The 25,469-nt window shown below is 73.9% G+C and carries 3 protein-coding genes; all 3 read right to left on the bottom strand.

Features of this window, described 5'->3' with window-relative positions; all coding sequences use genetic code 11:
- Positions 1-45: 45 nt before the first annotated feature.
- From ACQZOG_RS23020 to ACQZOG_RS23010, 3 genes are read right to left on the bottom strand one after another with little or no spacing between them, the layout of a single operon-like run.
- The gene (locus ACQZOG_RS23020) at positions 46-1,320 is read right to left on the bottom strand and encodes an MFS transporter (RefSeq protein ID WP_430741760.1); all 1,275 of its coding nucleotides are present in this window, start codon (positions 1,318-1,320) and stop codon (positions 46-48) included.
- The gene (locus ACQZOG_RS23015; RefSeq protein ID WP_387692900.1) at positions 1,317-12,860 is read right to left on the bottom strand and encodes an amino acid adenylation domain-containing protein; all 11,544 of its coding nucleotides are present in this window, start codon (positions 12,858-12,860) and stop codon (positions 1,317-1,319) included. The genes ACQZOG_RS23020 and ACQZOG_RS23015 overlap by 4 nt, the downstream gene beginning before the upstream one ends.
- Entirely contained in the window at positions 12,857-25,468 is a 12,612-nt protein-coding gene (locus ACQZOG_RS23010) for a non-ribosomal peptide synthetase (protein WP_261675755.1), read from the bottom strand. The genes ACQZOG_RS23015 and ACQZOG_RS23010 overlap by 4 nt, the downstream gene beginning before the upstream one ends.
- Between the last annotated feature and the right edge of the window lies 1 nt (position 25,469).

Raw genomic sequence — 25,469 nt, 5'->3', positions numbered from 1 at the left:
GTGACGGAGGCTCGGAGAGCCGGAGACGGAGGTGAGGCATACGGATCAGGAAGGTGCACGGGTCCCGTGACGGGCTGTCGCGTCCGGGATGCGGGCCTTGCGCACGGCCGGGACCAGCGCGGCCACCGCGGCCGTCACGGCCATCAGACCGGCCGCCACGAGCAGCGAGAGCTGTCCGCGGTAGGCCTGCAGGAGCTTTCCGGCGCAGAACGCGCCCGCTGTGGCGCCGAGTGCGACGACCAGGCCGGACAGGGCCGCGACCCGGCCCTGCAGCTCCTGCGGGGTGACGGTCACCTGGTAGACGGCGGTGGCCACCCCGAACACCGCCCCGATGATGTTCATCAGCGCGAACAGGACCCCGAGCTGCACCGGCCCGGTGGCCCAGGCCATGGCGTTCATCAGCGCGGCCCACAGGGTCAGGCCGCCGATGAGGAGGACGGGCAGCGGCAGCCGCGCCATGAACCAGCGTCCGGTCAGCGCGCCGAGTAGCCCGCCGCAGCCGCTGATCCCCAGCACGAGGCCCAACGTGGCCTCGGGCAGCCCCTGTTCCTTGACCAGGATCACGACCAGACCCTGCGTCACCACCTGCAGCAGGGCCGTGGCCACCGTGACCACGGGTAGCATCGCGCCCAGCGCCCGCTGTCCGCACAGCCAGCGCAGGGCGTCGGCCAGGTCGCGGTGGAGAGGACGGCGCTTTTGCGGGCTCTGTGTGCTCAGGTCGGCGCGGATGAAACGGAGGTTGACGGCCGCGATCAGTGCTCCGAGCGTGGCGGCGACGAACGGGCTCCAGCGGGTCCAGGTGTACAGAACGGTGCCGGCGGGCCCGCCGAGCAGACCCGCGATCCGGCCTCGGGCCTCGTTCTGCGACAGCGCGGCGGGCAGCTGTTCCCCCGGGACGACCGTGCGGACGGCGGCCCGTTCGGCGAGCGCGCCGACGATCGCGAGGGAGACCTCGACGGCGATCAGCCCCAGGAGCAGTTCCATGCCGAGCACGTCAAGGGCCAGGGTGACCCCTACCGCGGCGAGCGCCAGGAACCGCCCGGCCGCGCACCAGCGCATGACCGCGCGCCGGTCCCACCGGTCGACCAGGACGCCGGCCGGCAACTGGACCACGGCCTGCGGCAGAACGGCCGCGGCCGAGGCCAGGCCGACCGCCTCCGCCGACCCCCCGGAGATCTGGAGCGCCAGCAGCGGATAGCAGACGGTGCTCATCCGGGAGCCGAAGAACTGCAGCCAGTTGCCGGTCCACAGCAGGAGGAAGTCGCGGTTGCGACGCAGCGGGGGCGGCGTCGCGACCGTCGTCTGTGCCGGTGCTGTCATGCGCCGAGCCTGCCCGCGGCGTCTACGCCGGTTCTACGTGCACCCGGCGCCGCACTGTCGAGCACCGCGAGCCGTTCGGCCAGGACGCGCCCGACGTGGGCGATCGCAGCCGGCCGGGTCATCAGGCCCTCGTGGTCGCTGTCCACGTCGTGGTTGACGATCTCGCCGTCGACGTACGGTGCCCAGGCCTGGTGGCCGCGTTCACGGGTCAGCGCTCCCCGGCTGCGTTCGGCGGTGACGAAGAGCAGGTCGCCGCTGAAGCGGGGCGGGGTGTGCGACCACATGAGCCGGGTGTTGTTGACGTAGACGTCCTTCATGGCGAGGATCTCGTGCTCCTCGAACCTCGCCATCACCTTGTTCTCACGCGCCAGGAAAGCCCGGTAGCGCTCGATCGGGAACGTCTGCGGGGTCAGTTCCGACTCGTGGAAGTCGAAGCCGACCGCGCGCAGGTTGTGCGCGATGATCGTGGCCTCGGAGGGCGGTTCGCCGCCGGCGGCGTCCGCGACGGGGTAGGCGTCGAGTACGGCGAGCAGCTCCACCCGCCCGCCGCGGCGTTCCAGTTCGGCCGCGACGGCGTGCGCGATGGTCCCGCCGACCGACCAGCCGAGCAGCCGGTAGGGGCCTTCGGGGGCCGTGGCGGTGATCTGGTCGGCGTAGTCGGCGGCCATTTCCTCGATCGATGCGGGCAGTTCGCCCGCGCCGTCGGTGCCGCGTGCCTGGAGGCCGTACAACGGGTACTGCGGGCCCAGGTGGGCGAGCAGCCCGAGGTAGACCCAGCTCAGCCCCGCGGCCGGGTGCACGCAGAACAGCGGGGTGCCCGATCCGGAGGCACGCAGCGGCACCAGGACGCCGTGCCCGTCGGACGGTCCCTCCGGCGCCAGCTCCCGCAGCAGTGCGGCCGGGGTGGGCGCCTGGAAGAGCCGGCGCAGCGGGACCTCGGTGCCGAACACGGCGCCGACCCGGCCGGCGAGCCGCGTGGCCAGCAGGGAGTGACCGCCGTGCTCGAAGAAGTTGTCGTCGAGCCCGAAGCCCGCCAGGCCCAGGACCTCGGCGAACAGGGCGCACATCAGCTCCTCGCGCGGGGTGGCCGGCGCCCGGCCCTCGCCGTGCGTCCCGAAGTCGGGCACGGGCAGCGCGGCTCGGTCGACTTTGCCGTTCGGGGTGAGCGGCAGGGCGTCGAGGACGACCACGGCGGCGGGCACCATGTGCGCGGGCAGGGTCTCCGCGAGCCGTTCGCGCAGGACGGGTCCGAGTCCGGTGTCGTCGCGACGGCTCGCCGGGTCGTTGGCCCGGGGCCGGGCGTCGGGTCCGGGTGCGGGCCGGTAGGTCCCGGCGCGTGCCAGGTCCACCGGGCCGTCTCCGCGGACGAACAGGGCCTCGAGCGCCCCGTCCTCGGCGTCCGTGGCCGCCCAGGTGACGGCCACCCGGTGGCCGGTGCGCTCGGCCAGTGAGTACAGGTCCTCGGGGTCCACCGCGGCGGCGGACGGCGGGTCCTCGCCGAACAGGGCGCGCACGCGCGTGACTTCCTCGGCCAGGCGGAGGTTGGGGATGCCGGTCACCCGCAGGGCTGGGCGGCCCGCGGCGAGTTCGGCGGCCAGGTGCTCCGCTCCGGCCCAGGCCAGCACCGGGGCGTCGACGGCATCGTCGCCGGGTGCGGTGCGCAGCACCACGTCGTACCGGTGCCGGGTCAGCTCGTTGTGGTGGACACCGCGGCGGATGCGCAGGTCCACGCCGCTCCCACCGGGGAGGTCGGTGAACCACTCCGGGGCGAGCAGGAGTTCCTTTTCGCGGGCCACGGCCCGTTCGACCCCGGCGCGCAGCACGTCCCGTTCGGCACCCTCGGGCAGCGCGTCCTGCCCGGTGAGGGCGACGGCCGCGCGCAGCGCCCGCCGCGTACGGAGATTGCGGACGTCGCCGATGAAGACGGTGCCGCCAGGGGCGAGCAGCTCGCGCACCTTGCCGAGGACCTCGGCGAGATAGTCGGCGCTCGGGAAGTACTGGACCACCGAGTTGAGGACGACGGTGTCGAAGGCGCCCCTGGGCAGGCCGTCGGTGTCATGGGCGGGCTGCACGGTCAGAGTGACGCGGCCGGCCAGCTCGGGGCGCTCGGCGACCTGGGCGCTCAGCCGCTCGATGACGGAGGCGGACAGGTCGGTGCCCCAGTAGCTCTCGCAGTGCGGGGCGACGTGGGCGAGGATCAGGCCGGTGCCGACGCCGATCTCCAGGACGCGGCGCGGCCGGTCGGCGAGGATGCGCTCGACGGTGCCGGCGCGCCACTCGCGCATCTCCTCCAGGGGGATCGGGTCGCCGGTGTACGTGGAGCGCCAGATGCCGAAGTCCTCTCCGAAGGTGTCGGAGCCGGGCTCCCCGTAGAGGGCGTCGTAGGCCTCCTCCCACTCGCGGACCTGGTGCTCCTCGGCCTCGGTGTCGCGGCTGCCGTCCCCGCGGTCCGGCACGGTGTACGCCACCAGGCGCTTGTCGCCGGGGGCGTCCTCACGGGCTACGACGACGGCCTGGGCGATCTCCTCCTGGGAGGTCAGCGCGGCCTCGACCTCGCCGAGTTCGATGCGGAAGCCGCGCACCTTCACCTGGTGGTCGGTGCGGCCGATGTACTCCAGGTCGCCCTCGGCGCTCCAGCGGACCAGGTCGCCGGTGCGGTACATGCGGCTGCCGGGCGGACCGAAGGGGTCGGCGGTGAACCGCTCGGACGTCAGGGCGGGCCGGTTCAGGTAGCCGCGGGCCACACCGGTGCCGGCGATGTACAGCTCGCCGGCCTCACCGGGCGCGACCGGGCGCAGGCCCGCGTCCAGGACGTACACCTGGGTGTTGTCCAGCGGGCGGCCGATGGGCGGCCGTTCGCAGGTGGTGGCGTCGAGGCGGGCGGAGGTGGACCAGATGGTGGTCTCGGTCGGGCCGTAGACGTTGGTGAGCGAGCCGCCCAGTTCGTACAGGGCGCGGCCGAGCGGCCCGGGCAGGGCCTCGCCGCCGACGAGCTTGACCAGGCCGAGCAGCGCGTCGGGCCGGGTGGCGACCAGGCCCTGCCACGCGGTCGGTGTGGCCTGCAGGACGGTTGCGCCGGACTCCTCGATGAGCCGGGCGAGCGCCATGGGGTCCTTGACGGTCTCGCGGGCGGCCAGCACCAGGCGGGCGCCGTGCGCGAGCGGCGTCCACAGCTCCAGGTTGGAGATGTCGAAGCCGATGGTGGTGACGGCGAGGAGCCGGTCCTCTGCGGTCAGCCGCAGCTGCCCCTGCAGGGCGTTCAGCAGGTTGAGCAGGTTCTCGTGGCCGACGACCACGCCCTTGGGGCGGCCGGTCGAGCCGGAGGTGTAGATGACGTACGCCGGGTGTTCGGGGTGGGGCGCGGGGATGCGGCGGACCCGGTCGAGTTCGGTCGCCGTGACGGCGGCCAGCTCTGCGGCCGTCCGCGCGTCGTCCAGGACCAGGCGGGGCACCGCGGTGTCCGCGGGCAGCCCCGCCGCGGTCTCGCTGTCGGTGAGCAGCAGCGCCGGGGCGGCGTCGGCCAGCATGTAGGCGACGCGGTCGGCCGGGTACTCGGCGTCGATCGGGACGTACGCCGCGCCCGACTTGAGTACGGCGAGCAGCGCGACGACCATCGCGTCGGTGCGCGGCAGGGCCACCGCGACCAGGTCCTCGGCGCCGACGCCCCGGGCCGCGAGGGCGTGGGCGAGCCGGTCGGAGCGCAGGTCGAGTTCCCGGTAGTCGAGCGTCCGGTCCTCGAAGTGGAGAGCGGGCGCGTGGGGCGTGCGGACGGCCTGGGCGCGGAACAGGGCCGGCAGGTGCTCGGCGGGCAGTTCTCGCGCGGTGTCGTTCCAGGCCACGAGGAGGCGGCGGCGGTCGCTGTCCGGCACGGTGTCGAGGGCGCCCACCGGTGCGTCGGGGCGGGCGGCGGCGGCCGTGAGGACGGCGACGAGTCGGTCCGCGAGTCCGCGGGCGGTGTCCCGGTCGAACAGGTCGGCGGCGTACTCCAGGACACCGGCGATACCGCCGGGGGTGCCGTCCGCGGTGTGCCGCTCGCCGAGCCGGAACATCAGGTCGAACCGCGCGACGCCGGTGCCGACGTTCTGCCCGGACGCGGCCACGTCGGGCATCGGTCCCGCGTGGGCGGGGTCCGCCGTGTCGCGTGCGGCCACGTTGTCGAAGGTCAGCATGGTCTGGAACAACGGGTGGCGGGCCATGGAGCGGACCGGGTTGAGCACGTCCACCAGCCGTTCGAACGGCAGGTCCTGGTGGGCGTACGCGGTCAGGTCGGTCTCGCGGACCTTCGCCACGAGTGCGGTGAACGGCTCGTCGGGCGCCACCTCGGTGCGCAGGACGAGCGTGTTGGCGAAGAAGCCGACCAGGCTCTCCAGGGCCTCGTCGGTGCGGCCGGCGATCGGGGTGCCGATCGGGATGTCCGTGGAGCCGCTCAGCTTGGACAGGAGCGCGGCGAGTGCGGCCTGGACGACCATGAACAGGCTGGCGTTGTTGTCCCGGGCCAGTGCGCTCAGCCGTGCGTGGGTCGCGGCCGGGATCTCCACGTCGAGCAGGTCGCCGCGGTAGGAGGAGACGGCGGGGCGCGGCCGGTCGGTGGGCAGGTCGAGTTCCTCCGGGGACCCGGCCAGCGCCTCGCGCCAGTGGGCGAGCTGACGGGCGGCGAGGCTGTCCGGGTCGTCCTCGGAGCCGAGCACGTCGCGCTGCCACAGGGTGTAGTCGGCGTACTGCACCGGCAGCGGCTGCCAGCCGGGCTCCGCCCCGCGGCAGCGCGCGGCATAGGCGGTGGTGAGGTCGCGGACGAGCAGGGGCATCGACCAGCCGTCGGTGGCGATGTGGTGGACCAGGACGAGCAGGACGTGCTCGTCGGGGCCGACGGTGAACAGGGTGGCCCGCAGCGGCGGTTCGGCGCCGATGTCGAAGGCGTAGCGCGCCTCCTGTTCCAGCTCCGCGGTCAGCCGCTCCTCGGTGGTCTCGCGCACGGCGAGGAAGGGACGGGCGTCCTCGGGGGCGAGGACGGTCTGGTACGGGCCTTCGGCGTCCTCCGCGAAGACCGTGCGGAGCGTCTCGTGGCGCAGGGCGAGGTCGGCGAGCGCGACGGCGAGCGCCTCCCGGTCGACCGCGCCGGCGAGCCGGAGTGCGGTCGGCACGTTGTACGTGTGGCTGCGGCCCTCGAAGCGGCCGAGGAACCACAGGCGTTGCTGGGCCGAGGAGAGGGGGATGCGCGCGGCCCGTTCGCGGGCGCGCAGCGGGGGACGGGCGGGTCCGCCGGCGCCGAGCGCGGCGGCGAGCCCGGCGACCGTCGGCGTCTCGAAGAACTGCCGGATGGTCAACTCCTCGCCGAGCGTGGCGCGGATCCGGCCCGCGAGGCGGGTGGCGAGCAGCGAGTGGCCGCCGAGCGCGAAGAAGTCGTCGTCGATGAACACGCGTGGCACGCCGAGGACGTCGGCGAAAAGCTGGCACAGGATCGTTTCCTGCGGGGTGCGCGGCGCGCGGCCCGTCTGTGCGGGACCGTACTCGGGCGCGGGCAGCGCGGCCCGGTCGAGCTTGCCGTTGGGGTTGAGCGGCAGGGCGTCGAGGACGACGAACGCGGAGGGCACCATGTGGTCGGGCAGCGCGGCGGCCACGTGGGCGCGCAGCCGGGCCCGGTCCACCTCTCGTCCGGCGGCCGGGACCACGTACGCGACCAGGCGCTTGTCCCCCGGCCGGTCCTCGCGGACGAGCACGGCGGTGCGGGCGACGTCCTCGTGGCCGAGCACGGCGGCCTCGATCTCGCCGAGTTCGATGCGGAAGCCGCGCACCTTGACCTGGAAGTCGGTGCGGCCGAGGTAGTCGAGGTTGCCGTCGGCACCCCAGCGGACCAGGTCGCCGGTGCGGTACATGCGGGTGCCGGCCGGGCCGTGCGGATCGGCGACGAAGCGTTCCGCCGTCAGGCCGGCGCGACGGTGGTAGCCACGGGCCAGGCCGGGTCCCGCGATGTACAGCTCGCCGGGGACGCCGACGGGAACCGGCTGCAGGGCCGCGTCCAGGACGTAGAGGCGGGTGTTGCGGATCGGGGCGCCGATGGGCGGTACGCCGGTGATCTCCTTGCGGCTGTACCAGGCAGCCGCGTACACGGTGGCCTCGGTGGGTCCGTAGATGTTGGCGAAGCGTTCGGCTTCGACCGCCCGTACCACGTCGTTGGCGTCGCGGGCGGAGACGGCCTCACCGGCGAGCACGACCTCGCGTGCGCGGACCAGCGGACCGCCGCCGGAGACGAGCTGGGCGACCGCGGAGGGCACGCCGCTGATCAGGGAGACCGGGCGTCCCGCGTGGGCGGGGTCGCCGAGTTCCAGGACGTCCCGCATCACCTCGACGGTGCCTCCGCTGAGCAGCGGGCCGAACATCTCGAAGACGGAGACGTCGAAGTTGAGGGAGGTGGAGGCCACCACGTGGGCCATGCCCTCGGCGCCGAACTCGTCCACCGCCCAGGCGGCCAGGTCGGCGACGTTGTCGTGCGGGACGACGACGCCCTTGGGCAGGCCGGTGGAGCCGGAGGTGTAGATGGCGTACGCGGCGTGCGAGGGCAGCAGCGGGGCGCGGCGCTCCGCGTCGGTCACCTCGCCCGCGGGCAGTGCGGCGAGGTGGGCCTCGGTGGCCGGGTCGTCGAGGACGAGCAGCTCGGCGCCCTCCGCGGGCAGCTTGCCGGCCACGTCCCGGGCGGTGAGCACCAGTCCGGGCGCGGCGTCGCGCAGCAGGTGGGCCTGGCGGTCGGCCGGATAGGCCGGGTCGACGGGCACGTAGGCCGCTCCGGACTTGAGGACACCGAGGACCGCGACGAGCGTGAGCTCGGTGCGCGGCAGGGCAATGCCCACGAACTGCTCGGGCCCCGCGCCGTGCTCGATCAGCAGGCGCGCCAGCCGGCTGCTGCGCGCGTCGAGGTCGGCGTACGAGAGGGTGCGCTCGCCGTGCCGCACGGCGGGGGCGTCGGGCGTCCGGGCGGCCTGGGCCGTGAACAGAGCGGGCAGGGTCGCGCGCGGCACCTCGGCGGAGGTGTCGAGCCAGCTGCCGAGGATGCGCTCGTGCTCGTCGTCCTCCAGGACGCCGATCCGGCTCAGGGGCAGCTCGGGCCGCTCGGCCAGGGCGTCGAACAGCAGCGTGAGGCGGCGTACGAGGGTCTCGGCCGTGGACCGGTCGAAGAGGTCTTCGCTGTATTCGAGGTGGCCGGTGATCCCGGCGGGGGTGCCGTCGTCGGCGCGGCTGTCGGCCACGGCGAGCAGCAGGTCGAACTGGGCGACCCCGGTGCCGACCTGGTCGCCGGAGACGGTCAGGCCGGGCAGCCGGCCCTCGCCGAGCGCGGCCTTCTGGTCGACGTTGTTGAAGGCGAGCATGGTCTGGAACAGGGGGTGCCGGGCCATCGCGCGCGGCGGGTTGAGCACCTCGACGAGCCGCTCGAAGGGCACGTCCTGGTGGGCGTAGGCCGCGAGGTCGGTCTCCCGGGCGCGCGCCACGAGGTCGGCGAAGGTCGGGTCGCCGGATACGTCGGTGCGCAGGACGAGGGTGTTGACGAAGAACCCGACGAGGTCCTCCAGGGCCTCGTCCGCGCGGCCGGCGATCGGGGTGCCGATGGGGATGTCCGTGGTGCCGCTCAGCTTGGCGAGCAGGGCGGCGAGGCCGGCCTGGACGACCATGAAGAGGCTGGCCCGGTTCTCGCGGGCGAGGTGTTCGAGCCGCCGGTGCAGCCCGGCGGGGATCGTGACGGGCACGGTGGCGCCGCGGTAGCTGCTCTCGGCGGGCCGCGGCCGGTCGGTGGGCAGCGGCATTTCCTCGGGCAGATCGCGCAAGGTCTCGCTCCAGTGGGCGACCTGCCGGCCGACGAGGCTGTCGGGGTCGTCCTCGGAGCCGAGCACCTCGTGCTGCCACAGGGTGTAGTCGGCGTACTGCACGGGCAGCGGGGCCCAGGCCGGCGCCTCGCCGGCGCAGCGCGCGGCGTAGGCGGTGGTGAGGTCGCGGACCATCACCGGCGTGGACCAGCCGCCGTCGCTCGCGATGTGGTGGACGAGCAGCAGCAGGAGGTGCTCGTCCTCGCCCAGCTCGAACAGGTGCACGCGCAGCGGGGGTTCGGCCGCCAGGTCGAAGCCCCGGCGGGCGGCCCGGCGCAGCTCCTCGGCGAGGGCCGCCTCGTCGATGCGGGTGACCTGGAGACCGGGGCGGGCCCGCTCGGGGGTGAGGACGATCTGGTGCGGGCCCTGATCGTCCTCGGCGAAAATCGTGCGCAGCGTCTCGTGCCGGGTGACCACGTCGGCCAGCGCGGCGGCCAGCGCCTCACGGTCGAGGGAGCCGGACAGGCGCAGCGTGGTCGGGATGTTGTGGGCGGCGCCCGGGCCTTCGAGCCGGTTGAGGAACCACAGGCGGCGCTGGGCGAAGGAGACCGGCACACGCTCGGGGCGGGGGCGGGTCTCGAGGGCGGGCCGTGCGGTGTCGCCGGAGCCGAGCAGCCCGGCCAGGCCCGCGACGGTCGGCGTCTCGAAGAGCTGGCGGACTGGCAGGTCCACGCCGAGGGTGGCGCGCACGCGGGTCATCAGGCGCAGGGCGAGCAGCGAGTGACCGCCGCGCGAGAAGAAGTCCTCGTCGACCGCGACCCTCGGCACCCCGAGGACTTCGGCGAACAGGCCGCACAGGATCTCCTCCTGCGGGGTACGCGGCGCACGGCCGGCGTGCTCGAGGCCGTAGGAGGGCGCCGGCAGGGCGGCGCGGTCGAGCTTGCCGTTGGGGGTCAGCGGCAGCTCGTCGAGGGTGACGAACGCGGCCGGGACCATGTACTCGGGCAGGGACGCCGCCGCGTACTTGCGCAGGAGCGAGTGGTGCGGGCCGCTTCGGGCGGCGACGGGGACGGCGTAGGCGACGATGCGCTGGTCGCCGGGGCTGTCCTCACGGACGACGACCGCGGCGCGGGCCAGGTCGGGGTGATCGGCGATCACGGTCTCGATCTCGCCGAGTTCGATACGGAAGCCGCGCACCTTGACCTGGAAGTCGGTACGGCCGAGGTACTCCAGCTCGCCGGAGGCGGTGCGGCGCACCAGGTCGCCCGTGCGGTACATCCGCGTCCCGGCCGGACCGTACGGGTCGGCCACGAACCGCTCCGAGGTGAGCGCCGGGCGGCGGTGATAGCCACGGGCCAGACCGGCGCCCGCGATGTACAGCTCGCCCGCCACACCGACCGGAACCGGCCGCAGACCCGCATCCAGCACATACAACCGGGTGTTGGCGATCGGTCCGCCGATCGTGACCTCGTCGGTGATGTCCGCCGCCGTGGACCAGACGGTGGTCTCCGTCGGCCCGTACAGGTTCGTGACCGTACGCCCGCCCTCGGCCAGCGTGCGCGCCAGCGACGCCGGCAGCGCCTCACCGCCGACCAGAACCCGCAGCCCCGCGGGCACTCCCCCGGCCTCGGCCAGGGCCTGCCACAGACTCGGGGTGGCCTGCATGAGCGTGGCGCCCGATTCCCGTACGAGCGCGAATAGTGCGGCCGGGTCGCGGACCACCTCGCGCGGGGCCAGCACGACCTGCGCCCCGTGCAGCAGCGGCAGGAACAGCTCCAGGCCCGCGATGTCGAAGCCGACCGTCGTGACGGCCACGAGCCGGTCGTACTCGGTGAGCGCGAACCGGTCCTGCATCGCGGTCAGGAAGTTCACCAGGGCCGCCTGGGTGACGGTCACGCCCTTCGGGCGGCCCGTCGACCCAGAGGTGTAGATGACATACGCGGTGGTGTCGCCCGAGCGCCCCGCGACCTGCGGATCGTCGGCGGAGCAGCCGGTGAGATCGGCCGCCGCGAGCACGTCCGCGGTGAGCGACAGGACGGGTGCGGCGTCCTGCAGGATGTACGCGATCCGGTCCTGTGGGAATTCGGGGTCCACGGGCACGTAGCCCGCGCCCGACTTCAGGACGGCGAGCAGCGCCACCATCAGGTCGACCGACCGCGGCAGGGCCACGGCCACCAGGGACTCGGGCCGGGCGCCCCGCTCGATGAGCCAGTGCGCCAGCCGGTTGGCGCGGGCGTTCAGCTCCCCGTACGAGACGGTATCTTCGCCGAAGGCGAGGGCGGGCGCGTCGGGGGTGGCCGCGGCGCGGGCCGCGAACAGCTCCGGGACGGTGGCGGAGGGGACGTCCCGTGCGGTCGCGTTGGCCCGATCGAGGACCTCGTGCCGCTCGTCCCCGGAGAGCAGGTCGACGCGGGCGATCGGGGCGTCGGGCGCGGCGGCGACCGCCGCGAGGACGCGGGTGAAGCGCTCCACGAAGCTCTCGGCGGTGGACCGGTCGAACAGGTCGGTGCTGTAGTTCAGGGCACCGCTCAGTCCGTCGGGCGCTCCCGTCCGCGTCTGGCGCTCCTCGACCGTGAAGGAGAGGTCGAAGCGGGCGGTGCGGGTCTCGGCGTTGTGGCCGCGCACCGTCAGGCCCGGCAGCTCGGCGGCGGCCGTACGGGCCTGCCGCTGGTCGTTGTCGTTCCAGGTCAGTAGGGTCTGGAACAGGGGGTGCCGGGCCATCGCGCGTGGCGGGTTGAGCACCTCGACGAGCCGCTCGAAGGGCACGTCCTGGTGCTCGTACGCATGCAGGTCGGCGTCCCGTACCCGGGCGAGCAGCTCACGGAAGGTGGGTGTGCCGGACAGGTCGGCGCGCAGCACCAGGGTGTTCACGAAGAAGCCGACCAGATCGTCCAGGGCCGCGTCCGTGCGGCCGGCGATCGGCGTGCCGATGGGCACGTCCGTGCTGCCGCTCAGCTTGGACAGGAGGGTGGCAAGGGCGGCTTGGACGACCATGAACAGGCTGGCCCGGTTCTCGCGCGCCAGCTCGACGAGACGTGCGTGCACGTCGGCCGGCACCGTGAGGGGCAGCGTGTCGCCCCGGTGGGTGGCGGTCGCGGGACGCGGCCGGTCGGTGGGCAGGCCCAGCTCCTCGGGCAGATCCGCGAGGGTCTCGCGCCAGTAGGACAGCTGCCGGGAGATCACGCTGTCCGGGTCGTCCTCGGAGCCGAGCAGCTCCTGCTGCCAGACGGTGAAGTCCGAGTACTGGACGGGGAGTTCGGGCCAGCCCGGGGCCCGTCCGGCCTGCCGTGCCGCGTAGGCGCCGAGCAGGTCGCGGACGAGCACGGGCACGGACCAGCCGTCGCCCGCAACGTGGTGCAGCAGCACCAGCAGGACGTGGTCGTCGGGGGCCAGCTCGAACAGGGTGCAGCGGATCGGAATCTCGCCGAGCAGGTCGAACGTGTACCGGGCCGCCTCCTCCAGGGCCGCGGCCAGGCCCGCTTCGTCGGTGTCCACCACCGTGAGCACGGGCGCGGCGGCCTCGTCGGTGGCGTCCAGGACCACCTGGCGCGGCCCTTCGAGCCCGTCGGCGAGCACCGTGCGCAGCGTCTCGTGGCGGGTGATCACATCGGCCAGGGCCGCGGTGAGGGCCTCGCGGTCGAGGGTTCCGGACAGGCGCAGGGCGGTGGGGATGTTGTAGATCGCGCTCGGGCCGTCCAGCTGGTTGAGGAACCACAGGCGGCGCTGCGAGAAGGACAGCGTGGTCACGAGTTCTCCTTGGTACCGGTGCGGCGGCGCAGCGCGGGACGGGTGGTGGTGGCGGTCGCGGCGGCGAGGCTCTCGGCCAGGGCGGCGACCGTGGCGTTCTCGAAGAAGCCACGGATGCTCATCTCCTTGCCGAGCACCGCACGGATCCGGGCGGCGAGGCGGTTGGCGAGCAGCGAGTGGCCGCCGAGGGCGAAGAAGTCGTCGTCGATGCTCACCCGCTCGACGCCGAGCACCTCGGCGAACAGGCCGCACAGGACCTCCTCCTGCTCGGTGCGGGGAGGGCGCCCCTCGCCGAGCGCGCCCAGCGCGGGTGCGGGCAGGGCGGCGCGGTCGAGCTTGCCGTTGGGGGTCAGCGGCAGCTCGTCGAGGACGACGAACGCGGCCGGCACCATGTAGTCGGGCAGGCTCACGGCGACGTGCTTGCGCAGCACGTCACCGTCCGGTGAGCCGTCCGGGCCGTGCACGACGTAGGCGACGATGCGCTGGTCGCCGGGGCTGTCCTCGCGGACGACGACCGCGGCGCGGGCCAGGTCGGGGTGATCGGCGATCACGGTCTCGATCTCGCCGAGTTCGATACGGAAGCCGCGCACCTTGACCTGGAAGTCGGTACGCCCGAGGTACTCCAGCTCGCCGGAGGCGGTGCGGCGCACCAGGTCGCCCGTGCGGTACATCCGCGTCCCGGCCGGACCGTACGGGTCGGCCACGAACCGCTCCGAGGTGAGCGCCGGGCGGCGGTGATAGCCACGGGCCACACCGGCGCCCGCGATGTACAGCTCGCCCGCCACACCGACCGGAACCGGCCGCAGACCCGCATCCAGCACATACAACCGGGTGTTGGCGATCGGTCCGCCGATCGTGACCTCGTCGGTGATGTCCGCCGCCGTGGACCAGACGGTGGTCTCCGTCGGCCCGTACAGGTTCGTGACCGTACGCCCGCCCTCGGCCAGCGTACGCGCCAGCGACGCCGGCAGCGCCTCACCGCCGACCAGAACCCGCAGCCCCGCGGGCACTCCCCCGGCCTCGGCCAGGGCCTGCCACAGACTCGGGGTGGCCTGCATGAGCGTGGCGCCCGATTCCCGTACGAGCGCGAGAAGTGCGGCCGGGTCGCGGACCACCTCGCGCGGGGCCAGCACGACCTGCGCCCCGTGCAGCAGCGGCAGGAACAGCTCCAGGCCCGCGATGTCGAAGCCGACCGTCGTGACGGCCACGAGCCGGTCGTACTCGGTGAGCGCGAACCGGTCCTGCATCGCGGTCAGGAAGTTCACCAGGGCCGCCTGGGTGACGGTCACGCCCTTCGGGCGGCCCGTCGACCCAGAGGTGTAGATGACATACGCGGTGTTCTGGGCCGAGCTTCCCCGGACCACCGGGTCGTCGAAGCCGTACGCCGAGAGGTCGGTCCGGGCGAGCAGCTCCTCGGTCAGGGTGAGGACCGGTGCGGCGTCTTGGAGGATGTAGGCGATGCGCTCCTCGGGGAAGTCCGGGTCCACCGGTACATATCCGGCGCCGGTCTTCAGTACGGCCAGCAGCGCGACGAGCAGCTCCGGCGACCTCGGCAGCGCGACGGCGACCAGGCGTTCGGGCCCGGCCCCCTGCTCGGCGAGCCAGTGCGCGAGCTGGTTCGCGCGGGCGTTCAGCTCCCGGTACGAGACGCCCAGATCACCGAAGACCAGAGCGCACGCCTCAGGCGATATCGCCACACGCTGCGCGAAGAGCCGCGTGAGCGTGGCGTCCGGGACCTCACGGTCGCTGTCGTTCCACTCACCGAGCACCTTCTCCCGTTCTCCGGGGTCCATCACATCCACATCCGCCACGGGGATCCCCGGCCGCTCCACCACCGTGCGCAGGACTCGCGTGAACCGCTCCACGAAGCTCTCGGCGGTGGGCCGGTCGAACAGGTCCGTCGCGAACTCCAGGTGGCCGTGCAGTCCGGCCGCACCGCCGTCGGCGGCGTAGACCTCCTTCATGGCCAGCGTGAGGTCGTACTTGGCGACCCTGGTGCCGAGCGGCAGCGTCTCGGCGGTCAGGCCGGCGAAGCCGTCTCCGGCGTCGGCCGCGATCCGGTCGTCGTTGTTGTTCCACATCAGCATCGTCTGGAACAGCGGATGGCGGGCCAGCGAGCGCGCCGGGTTGAGTACCTCCACCAGGCGCTCGAACGGCACGTCCTGGTGGGCGTAGGCGCCGAGCGAGGTCTCGCGGACCCGGTCCACGAGTTCCGTGAAGGAGGGGTTGCCGGACAGGTCGGCGCGCAGCACCAGGGTGTTCACGAAGAACCCGACCAGATCGTCCAGGGCCTCGTCCGTGCGGCCCGCGACCGGCGTGCCGACCGGGATGTCCTCGCCCGCGCCGAGGCGCGAGAGCAGCGTCGCCCAGGCCGCCTGGACCACCATGAAGAGGCTGGCCCGGTTCTCGCCGGCGAGCCGGGCGAGGCCCGCGTGCAGGTCGGCGGGGATGTGGAAGGGCACGGTGTCGCCGCGGTGCGAGGCGACCGCGGGACGCGGCCGGTCGGCGGGCAGCGCCAGCTCCTCCGGGATCTCGGCCAGCGCCCGCTTCCAGTAGGTGAGTTGCCGCGCAGCCACGCTGTCCGGGTCGTCCTCCGAGCCAAGAACGTCGCGCTGCCACAGGGTGTAGTCGGCGTACTGGACGGGCAGTTCCGACCAGGCGGGTGCCCGGCCGACGTGGCGCGCCGCGTACGCCTGGTTGAGGTCACGGGCGAGCACGGGCGCCGACCAGCCGTCGGTGGCGATGTGGTGCAGGACGAGCAGCAGGACGTGCTCCTGCGGGCCGGTGCGCAGCAGGGTCACCCTGAGCGGCGGCTCGGCGGCGAGGTCGAACGGGCGGCCCGCGGTGGCGGAGAGCTCCTGCGTGAGCCGGTCGGGCGCCACGTCGGCCGCCCGCAGGGTGCCGAGCGCGGCGAGGGTCTCGTCGGGCGTGCGGATCACCTGGTAGCCGCTGCCGGACTCCTCGGCGAAGACCGTGCGCAGCGACTCGTGGCGGGTGACGACGTCCGCGAGGGCCGCACCGAGCGCCTCCTCGTCGAGGGGGCCGGTCAGCTTGAGGGCAGTGGGCATGTTCCAGGTGGCGCTGGGGCCCTCCAGGCGGTGCAGGAACCACAGCCGGCGCTGGGCGGGCGAGAGCGGGATCCGCTCGGGCCGCTCGCGGCGGGTCACCGCCGGGCGGGCGCCGTCGGCCTCGTCGAGCAGGGCCGCGAGACCCGCGGGTGTCGGCTGCTCGAACAGGCCGCGCACGGCGAGTTCCACGCCGAGGACCGTACGGATCCGGGCCACCAGGCGGGTGGCGAGCAGTGAGTGGCCGCCCAGGTCGAAGAAGTCCTGGTCCACACCGACCGCGGGGCGGCCGAGCACCTCGGCGAACAGACCGCACAGCACCTCCTCGCGTGCGGTGCGCGGGGCGCGAACCGCGGCCAGGTCGGGTGCGGGCGCGGGCAGCGCGGCCCGGTCCAGCTTGCCCGTGCGGGTCAGCGGCAGTTCGCCGAGCGGGACGTACGCGGCGGGCACCATGTGGGACGGCAGGAGCGCCACGAGGTGGGAGCGAAGGGCGGATGCCGAGGGCGTACCGCCCTGCCGGGGCACGACGTAGGCGACGAGCCGCTGGTCGCCGGGGGTGTCCTCGCGGACCACGACGGCACTGCGCACCACGTCCTCGTGCCCGGTGAGCGCGGCCTCGATCTCGCCGGGCTCGATGCGGAAGCCGCGGATCTTGACCTGGTGGTCGGCGCGGCCGACGTAGACGAGGTCGCCGTCCGGGGTCGTCCGGGCCAGGTCCCCGGTGCGGTACATGCGGCTGCCGGGCGGGCCGTACGGGTCGGCGACGAAGCGCTCGGCGGTCAGGTCGGGCCGGCCGAGGTAGCCGCGCGCCAGCGCCGCACCGGAGAGGTGCAGTTCACCGATCACGCCGGGCGGCACGGGAAGCAGGCCCGCGTCGAGGAGGCGGACGCCGACGCCGTCGACCGGGCGGCCGATGGGTGGCGTGTCCGGCCAGGACGCGGTGTCCGCGGGCAGCGTCCACGTGGTCACCACGTGGGTCTCGGCGGGCCCGTAGTGGTTGTGCAGCCGGGTCGGGGCCGCGGCGTGGTGGGCGCGCACGGGTGCGCGCAGGGTCAGTGCCTCACCGGCCTGGACGAGGTGGCGCAGCCCGGACAGGTCGGCGCCGCACTCGCGGGCGGCCTCCAGGACACCCTCGATCACCAGGTTAGGCGCGTACAGCTCGGCCACCGCGTGGTCCGCGAGCCAGTGGGCCAGCTCCCGCGGGTCGCGCCGGGTGTCCTCGGGGACCACGGCGAGGGTCTTGCCGGTGAGCAGTGCCGAGAGGATCTCCTGCACGGAGACGTCGAAGCCGACGGCGGTGAACTGGGCCACCACGGTACCGGGCGGTGCGGGCACCGCCCGCTCGTGCCAGTCGAGCAGATTGGCCAGGGCTCCGTGCGGCATGACGATGCCCTTGGGGCGGCCGGTGGAACCGGAGGTGTAGATCACGTACGCCGGGTGGCCGGGCAGCACCTCGGGGAAGGCCTGCGTGGCGTCGGCGGCCGGCCAGGGCACCTCGACGAGCACCTGCGGCACACGAACGGCGGGCAGGCTCGCGGCGGTACGCGCGGTGGTGACCAGCGCGCCGGGCGCGGTGTCGGCGAGCATCAGCGCTACGCGCTCGGACGGGAGGTCCGGATCGATCGGCACGTACGCCGCGCCCGCGGTGAGCGTCGCGACGAGCGCGACGGCGAGATCGGTGCCGCGTGGCAGGGCCACGGCGACCCGGTCCTCGGGGCCCAGACCGAGGCCGAGGAGTTCGACGGCCAGGGCGCGGGCCCGCTCGTGCAGTTCGCGGTAGGTGAGACTCCCGTGCTCGTCGGTGACGGCGACCACGTCCGAGGTACGCTCGGCCTGCGCGGCGAGGAGCTTGGCCAGCTGCCGGTACGGACGCGGCTCGGGGCCGTCCGTCGCGCCCAGCAGGTGGGTGCGGGCCGCCGGCGGCAGCACGTCGATGCGGTGCACCGGGCGCTCGGCGTCGGCGGCGACTGCGGCGAGCACCGTGGTCAGGGTGGACACGAACAGCTCGGCCGTCGCCGGGTCGTACAGATCCGTGGCGTACTCCAGGCGGACGGCCAGACCGTCCGGTGCGCCGCGCTCGGTCCGCAGATCGGAGAACGCGAACAGCAGGTCGAAGGTGGCCACCTGTGCGTCCACCTCGCGGACCCGCATGCGCAGATCGGGCAGGTCCTCGGCGAGCCTGCCGGTGGCTTCCTGGGCCGCGTTGTTCCAGGTGACCATCGTCTGGAACAGCGGGTGACGGCCGAGCGACCGGTCGGGGTTGAGGGCCTCCACGAGCCGCTCGAACGGCACGTCCTGGTGTGCGTAGGCATTCAGCGAGGTGTTGCGGACGCGGTCGAGCACCTCGGCGAACGTGGGGGCGCCGGACAGGTCGGTGCGCAGCACGAGGGTGTTGACGAAGAAACCGATGAGTCCGTCGAGCGCCTCGTTGACGCGGCCCGCGCTGGGCGTGCCGAGCGGAATGTCCTCGCCGGCGCCGAGCCGGGACAGGGCCACCGCGACGGCGGCCTGGACCACCATGAACAGGCTGGCCCGGTGCTTCTGGGCGAGGGATTCCAGCTCGGCGTGCAGCTCGGCCGGGATGTGGAAGCGCAGGTCCGCGCCCCGGCCGGTGCCCGTGAGGGGCCGCGGCCGGTCGGTGGGCAGGGTGAGTTCCTCGGGCAGGTCCGCGAGGGCCTCGCGCCAGTAGGCGAGTTGACGGCCCAGCTCGCTGTCCGGGTCGTCGGCGGAGCCGAGCACCTCGCGCTGCCACAGCGTGTAGTCGGCGTACTGCACGGCGAGCGGCTGCCAGCCTGGCTCCTCGCCGGCGCGCCGGGCCGCGTACGCGGTGGCGAGGTCCTTGACGAGCAGCGGCACCGACCAGCCGCCGTCACCGGCGATGTGGTGCATGACGAGCAGCAGTGCGTGCTCGTCGGGCGCGAGCGCGAACAGGTGGGCGCGCAGCGGGAGACCGGCCGCGAGGTCGAAGCCGATCCGGGCGGCCTCGGTGAGCAGCGCGGGCAGCTCCTCTTCGGTGGCGGGCCGCTTGGCGGTCGGGACCGGGCGCGGGTCGAGGATGACCTGGTACGGGCCCTCGGTGTCCTCGGCGAAGACCGTGCGCAGGGTCTCGTGGCGGGTGATGACGTCGGTGAGCGCGGCGGCCAGGGCCTGCTCGTCGAGGGCGCCGCTCAACCGCAGCACCACGGGCACGTTGTACGTGGGGCTGCCGGACTCGTCGAACTTCCCGAGGAACCACAGGCGTTGCTGTGCCGGGGACGCGGGCAGCCGCTCGGGGCGCTCGCCAGCGGTCAGCGGGGCGCGGCTCGCGCCCGCACCGGTGAGCCGGGCGGCGAGCGCGGCGACGGTGGGCGCCTCGAACAGGACACTGATCGGCAGGTCCACGTCGAGCACCGAACGGATCCGGCCGACCAGGCGCATCGCGGCGAGCGAGTGGCCGCCGACGGCGAAGAAGTCGTCGTCGATGGAGATCCGGGGGCGGCTGAGGATCTCGGCGAACAGACCGCAGAGGATCTCCTCCTGCGGCGAGCGCGGCGGACGGCCCGCCGTGTCGTGGGTCTCGGCCGGGTCGGGCAGGGCGTTCCGGTCGAGCTTGCCGTTGGCGGTGAGCGGCAGTTCGGGCAGCGTCACGAAGGCGGCGGGGACCATGTACTCGGGCACGGCGGCGGACACATGGCCCCGCAGGGCGAGGACGTCCAGGTCGGTGACGACCCAGGCGACGAGCCGGGCCTCGCCGGACGCGTCGGGCCGTACGCCGACGGCCGCGGCCCGAACGTCCGCGTGGGCGGTGAGCACGGCCTCGATCTCGCCGGTTTCGATGCGGAAGCCGCGCAGCTTGACCTGCTGGTCGCCGCGGCCGACGTACTCCAGCCGCCCGGCGGGTGTCCGGCGCACGATGTCGCCGGTGCGGTACATCAGGCTGCCGGCGACGCCGAACGGGTCGGCCACGAACCGCTCGGCGGTGCGTCCCGGCTGCCGGAGGTAGCCGCGCGCCAGGCCGGAGCCGGACAGGTACAGCTCACCGGGGACGCCAGGGGCGACGGGCCGCAGCCGGTCGTCGAGGACATACACGCCGGTGTTGTCGACCGGGTCGCCGAGGTGGATGCCGGCGGGGTCGGTGATCTCGGCGGCGGTGGACCAGACGGTGGTCTCGGTGGGCCCGTACACATTGAGCACCGACCGGGCACCGGCGGTGAGCGTGGCGGCCAGGTCGGCGGGCAGCGCCTCGCCGCCCGCCAGCACGCGCACCCCGGCCAGGAACGAGGCGTCCCGTCCGGTCGCGGCCCGCCACAGGGTCGGCGTGGCCTGCATGAGGGTGATGCCGTGCCGGGTGACCGCGGCGCGCAGTGCCTCGGGGTCGCGCACGGTGTCGGGTCCGGCGACGACGACGTGCGCGCCGCAGGCGAGCGGCAGATACAGCTCGAGGCCCGCGATGTCGAAGCCGATGGTGGTGACGGCGAGAAGCCGGTCGTCCGTGGTGACCCGGCACCGGTCGGCCATCGCCCGCAGGAAGTTGTCGAGCGCCCCGCGCGGCACCACGACGCCCTTGGGGACCCCGGTGGAGCCGGAGGTGTGCAAAACGTACGCCGCACCGCCGGCCGCTGCGCGCACGCCGAGGTCGCGGTCGGCGTACCCGGTCAGATCCGCCTCGTCGGCGAGGACGGTGGGCACGGCCACGTCGGGCAGGCCGGGCAACAGCTCCGAGGTGGTGACGAGGACGGCCGGGGCGGCGTCCGTGATCATCCGGTGGATGCGGTCGGCGGGGAAGCCGGTGTCGAGCGGCAGATACGCAGCGCCCGACTTCTGCACGGCGAGCAGCGTCACGAGCAGATCGGCGGTGCGGGGCAGGGCGACGGCGACGAATCGCTCGGGGGCGGCGCCCCGCTCGGTGAGGAGCCGGGCCATCGCGTTGGCGCGACGGTTCAGCTCACCGTAGGAGAGCGTGAGATCGCCGACCGTCACGGCAGGCGCGTCGGGACGCCGAGCGGCGTGCTGCTCGAAGCGGTCGAGGAACCAGCGGTCCTCGGCGGCGCGGGCGGTGCCGGACGGCAGGGCGAGGGCGGCGGTGCGCTCCCCGTCGAGGAGGACGTCCACGGCGCGGACGCGCTGTGCGGGGTCGGCGACCAGGCGGGCCAGGACGGTGACGAAGCGCTCCACGAGGCGTTCGGCCGTGCTGTGGTCGAACAGGTCTGCGGCGTATTCCAGGATGCCGGTCATGCCGTCCGCCGCACCGTCGTCCGTATGCCGCTCGCGCAGGTTGAAGGCGAGGTCGAACTTGGCGACCTTGCTGCCGACCCCGCCGCGTGCGGTCACCGAGAGCCGTCCGAGCTGGGCCTCGGCCGGACCCGAACCCGCCGGGCCACCCGTGTTGTTGAACGCCAGCAGGGTCTGGAACAGCGGCGAACGGGCCAGCGAACGGGCCGGGTTGAGCACTTCGACGAGCCGCTCGAACGGCAGGTCCTGGTGCGACCAGGCCGCGAGGTCGGTCTCCCGTACGCGGGCGAGCAGCTCGGTGAAGGTCGGGTCGCCACTGACGTCCGTGCGCAGGACGAGGGTGTTGATGAAGTCGCCGACGAGGTCGTCGAGCGCCTCGTCGAGCCGGCCCGCGACCGGCGAGCCGAGTGGGACGTCGTCCCCCGCGCCGAGCCGGGACAGAGTCACGGCCAGCGCGGCCTGGACCACCATGAACACGGTGGCGTCGGCGGCGCGGGCGCACTCGGCGACGGCGCGGTGCAGGGCGGCGGGCACGGTGATCCGCACGTTGTCGCCGCGGTAGGAGGCCACGGCGGGGCGCGGCCGGTCGGTGGGCAGGGCCAGTTCCTCGGGCAGGTCCGCGAGGGTCTCGCGCCAGAACGCGAGCTGCCGCGAGGCGCGGCTGTCCGGGTCGTCCTCGGAGCCGAGCAGCTCCCGCTGCCACAGCGCGAAGTCGGCGTACTGGACGGGCAGTTCCTGCCACCGCGGCGCGGCGCCCTCGGCCCGGGCGGCGTACGCGCGGGTCAGGTCGCGGGTGAGCAGCGGCGTGGACCAGCCGTCGCCGGCCACGTGGTGCAGCAGGACGAGCAGTTCGTGCCGGTCCTCGGCCAGCTCGTACAGGAACAGCTTGAGCGGCAGGTCCGCGGAGAGGTCGAAGGGGTGGCGGGCGTGCTCTGCGAGCAGGCCCGCCAGCTCGTCCTCGGTGCAGCGCACGTGGGTGAGTTCGGGGCGTACGTCGTCCAGGACGATCTGGTGGACGCCCTGCTCGTCCTCGGCGATGACGGTGCGCAGGCTCTCGTGGCGTACGACGACATCGGCGTACGCGGCGCGCAGCGCGTCGTGGTCGAGGGGGCCGGTCAGGCGGAGTGCGGAGGCCAGGTTGTAGACCGGGTTGGGGCCCTCCATGCGGTGCAGGAACCACAGCCGCTGCTGCCCGTAGGAGAGCGGCAGACGCGCGGGGCGTTCGGTGCGGACCAGCGCCGGCCGGGCCTCCTCGGCCGCGCCGAGGGAGCGGACGAGGGCGGCCGGGGTGGAGTTCTGGAAAAGGTGCTTGACCGAGAGCTCGATGCCCAGTGCGGCGCGCAGCCGGCTGACCAGGCGGATGGCGAGCAGGGAGTGGCCGCCGAGGTCGAAGAAGTCGTCGTGGGGTCCGACGGAGGAGAGGCCCAGGACCCCCGCGAACAGGTCGCGCACGAGGTCCTCGCGCGGGTCGCGTTGGGTCCGCTGCACGGGCAGCGCGGTCGTGGGCTCCTCGGGCGCGGGCAGCGCCTTGCGGTCGATCTTGCCGTTGGGGGTGAGCGGCATCGCGGGCAGCGCGACGATCGCGGACGGGACCATGTAGGCGGGCAGCGCGTCGGCGAGGTGGGCGCGCAGCGCCTCGGTGTCGACGGTCTCGGGGGTCACCCAGGCGATCAGCCGGGCATCGCCCGGACGGTCCTCGCTGGCGAGGACCACGGCGCGGGTGACGTCGGCGTGGGCAGCGGCGACCGCCTCGATCTCGCCGGGTTCGATACGAAAGCCGCGCAGCTTGATCTGGTCGTCGGCGCGTCCGGCGTAGACGAAGGTGCCGTCGGGCAGGCGCCGGGCGAGGTCGCCGGTGCGGTACATGCGGGCGCCGGGCGGGCCGTAGAGGTCGGCGACGAAGCGCTCGGCGGTGAGGCCGGGACGGCCGAGGTAGCCGCGGGCAAGGACCACGCCGGAGATGTACAGCTCGCCCGCGACACCGGGTGCGACGGGGCGCAGGGCGGCGTCCAGGACGTAGGCGCGGGTGTCGGCGAAGGGGCGGCCGATCGGGACGGCGCCGTCGGCGAGTTCGGTGCCGGGCTCGATGCGGAACTCGAGGCAGTTGACGGTCGCCTCGGTGGGCCCGTACGCGTTGATCACGGTGGCGTCGGGGTGGGCCGCGCGCCAGGACCGAAGGGCTTCGCCGCGCAGGGCCTCGCCGCCGAGGACGAGGGTGCCGGACGGCGAGACCTCGGCGGGGAGGGTGTCGAGCAGCTCGAGGTGACTGGGCGTGCCCTTGAGGAAGGTCGGGCGCGGACCGCCGACGGCCTCCGGGAGTTCGGCGAGGTGGGCGCAGCCGCCCGAGACAAGCGGCGTGTACAGGCCGGTCACGGTGAGGTCGAAGGTGGCCGACGAGTGCACAAGGGTGAGTCCCGCGGCATCCGGGTAGGCCTCGCGGGCCCGCACGAGATAGGCGGCTACGGAGCCGTGCTCGACGACCACCCCCTTCGGGCGTCCCGTGGAGCCGGAGGTGAAGATCAGATACGCCGGGTCGTGCGGGTGCGGGGCCGCGGTGAAGGAGGCGGCCTCCTCGTCCGTGACGGCCAGCGTCCGGGTGCCGGACAGGTCGGAGCCCGGCTCGACCAGGGCCAGCACGGGGTCGGCGTCGGCGAGCACCGCGGCGACCCGCTCGGCCGGGTGCTCGGGGTCCAACGGCACGTAGGCGCCGCCGGACTTGGCGACACCGAGCAGCGCCACCACGAGGTCGATGCCGCGCGGCAGCAGTACGGCCACGGTGCGGCCGGGGGTGACACCGTGCTCGATCAGGGTGCGGGCTACGTAACTGGCGCGCGCGTCGAGTTCGCGGTACGTGAGGACCTCGTCACCCGCGCGCACGCCGGGGGCGTCCGGGGTCGCGGCGGCCTGGGCGGTGAACAGCTCGGGCAGCGTGGGCAGCCGGGCGCCGCGGGCCGCAGCGCCCTCGGGTCCGGCCGCGGCGGCGAGCGCGTGGGCGGTCTCGTCCGCGCCGATCACGTCAATCCGGCCGAGCAGCCTGCCGGGCTCGCGCACGAGGGTGTCGAGCAGGCCGAGGAAGCGGTCCACGATGGCCGCGGCGGCCACGTCGTCGAACAGGTCGCGCTGGTGGAACAGCTTGAAGCGCAGGGCCTCCTGCGGCATGCCGACGAGGCTGAGCGGGAAATGGTTCGCGGAGTGGCTCTCGGCGCCCACCACACGCAGCGGGTCGCTGTCCGCGGAAACGGCCGGCGCGGAGTCGAACGGGAAGTTCTCGAAGACGACGGAGGTGTCGAAGAGCGGGCCGAGACCGGTGCGGTGCTGTATCTCCGACAGGCCGAGGTACTGGTGGGCGATCAGCTCGGCCTGTGCGTGGTGCACCGCGCCGAGGAGCGCGCCCGCGGTCAGCCGGGGCTGCAGGCGAATGCGCAGCGGCAGGGTGTTGATGAACAGGCCGACCATCGACTCGATGCCGGGCAGCTCGGCCGGACGGCCGTTGACGGTGACGCCGAAGACCACGTCGTCCCTGCCGGTCAGGCCGGCGAGCACGAGTGCCCAGGCCGCCTGCACCACGGTGTTGACGGTGACGCCCGCGGAACGGGCCCGGGCCGTCAGGGCCCGGGTCTGCTCCTCGGTGAGCCCGAACTCGTGGCGTCCGGGGTCCTGCGGGGTGTGCTCGGCGGTCCCTGCGACCAGGGTGGGCGCCGTGAGCCCGTCGAGCATGGCGTCCCAGGCGGCGCGCGAGGCGTCCGCGTCCTGGCGCGAGAGCCAGGCCAGGTAGTCCCGGTACGGGGCCACGGCGGGCAGGCCGCGGGCGTCGCCACCCGACAGGTACAGCGCGTGGTACTCCTTCAGGAGCGTCGGCAGGGACCAGCCGTCGAGCACCGTGTGGTGGATCGTCAGCAGGAGCCGGTGACTCTCGGCGCCGAGCCGGATCAGCGTGAAGCGGATCAGCGGCGGGCGGCCGGTGTCGAAGCGCTGCTCCCGGTCGGCGAGTGTGGCCCTGCGCGCCTCGGCGTCCGCCTCCGCCTCCGGCAGGTGGGACAGATCGATCTCGGTCCACGGCAGCTTGTACCGCGCTGCGACGATCTGCACCCACTCCCCGTCCTTGCGCTGGCGGAACGCCACCCGCAGGCTCGCGTGCCGGCGCAGCAGGGCGTCGGCGGCTTCCCGGGCGCGGCCCGCGTCGAGCGGGCCGGCCAGGTGGAAGGTCGACTGGACGGTGTAGATGTCCGGGGCCGACTCGTCGGACGCGTCGAAGAGACTGTGGAACAGCAGACCGCTCTGGAGCGGGGAGAGAGGCAGGATGTCATCGACGGTGCGGTTGCTTCTCGCCACT

This window comes from Streptomyces sp. P13-3-3 (assembly GCF_050571355.1).
Classification (GTDB): Bacteria; Actinomycetota; Actinomycetes; order Streptomycetales; family Streptomycetaceae; genus Streptomyces; species Streptomyces althioticus.
Note: the sequence above shows the minus strand (reverse complement) of the source record. Positions and strands in the feature narration are given on the sequence as shown.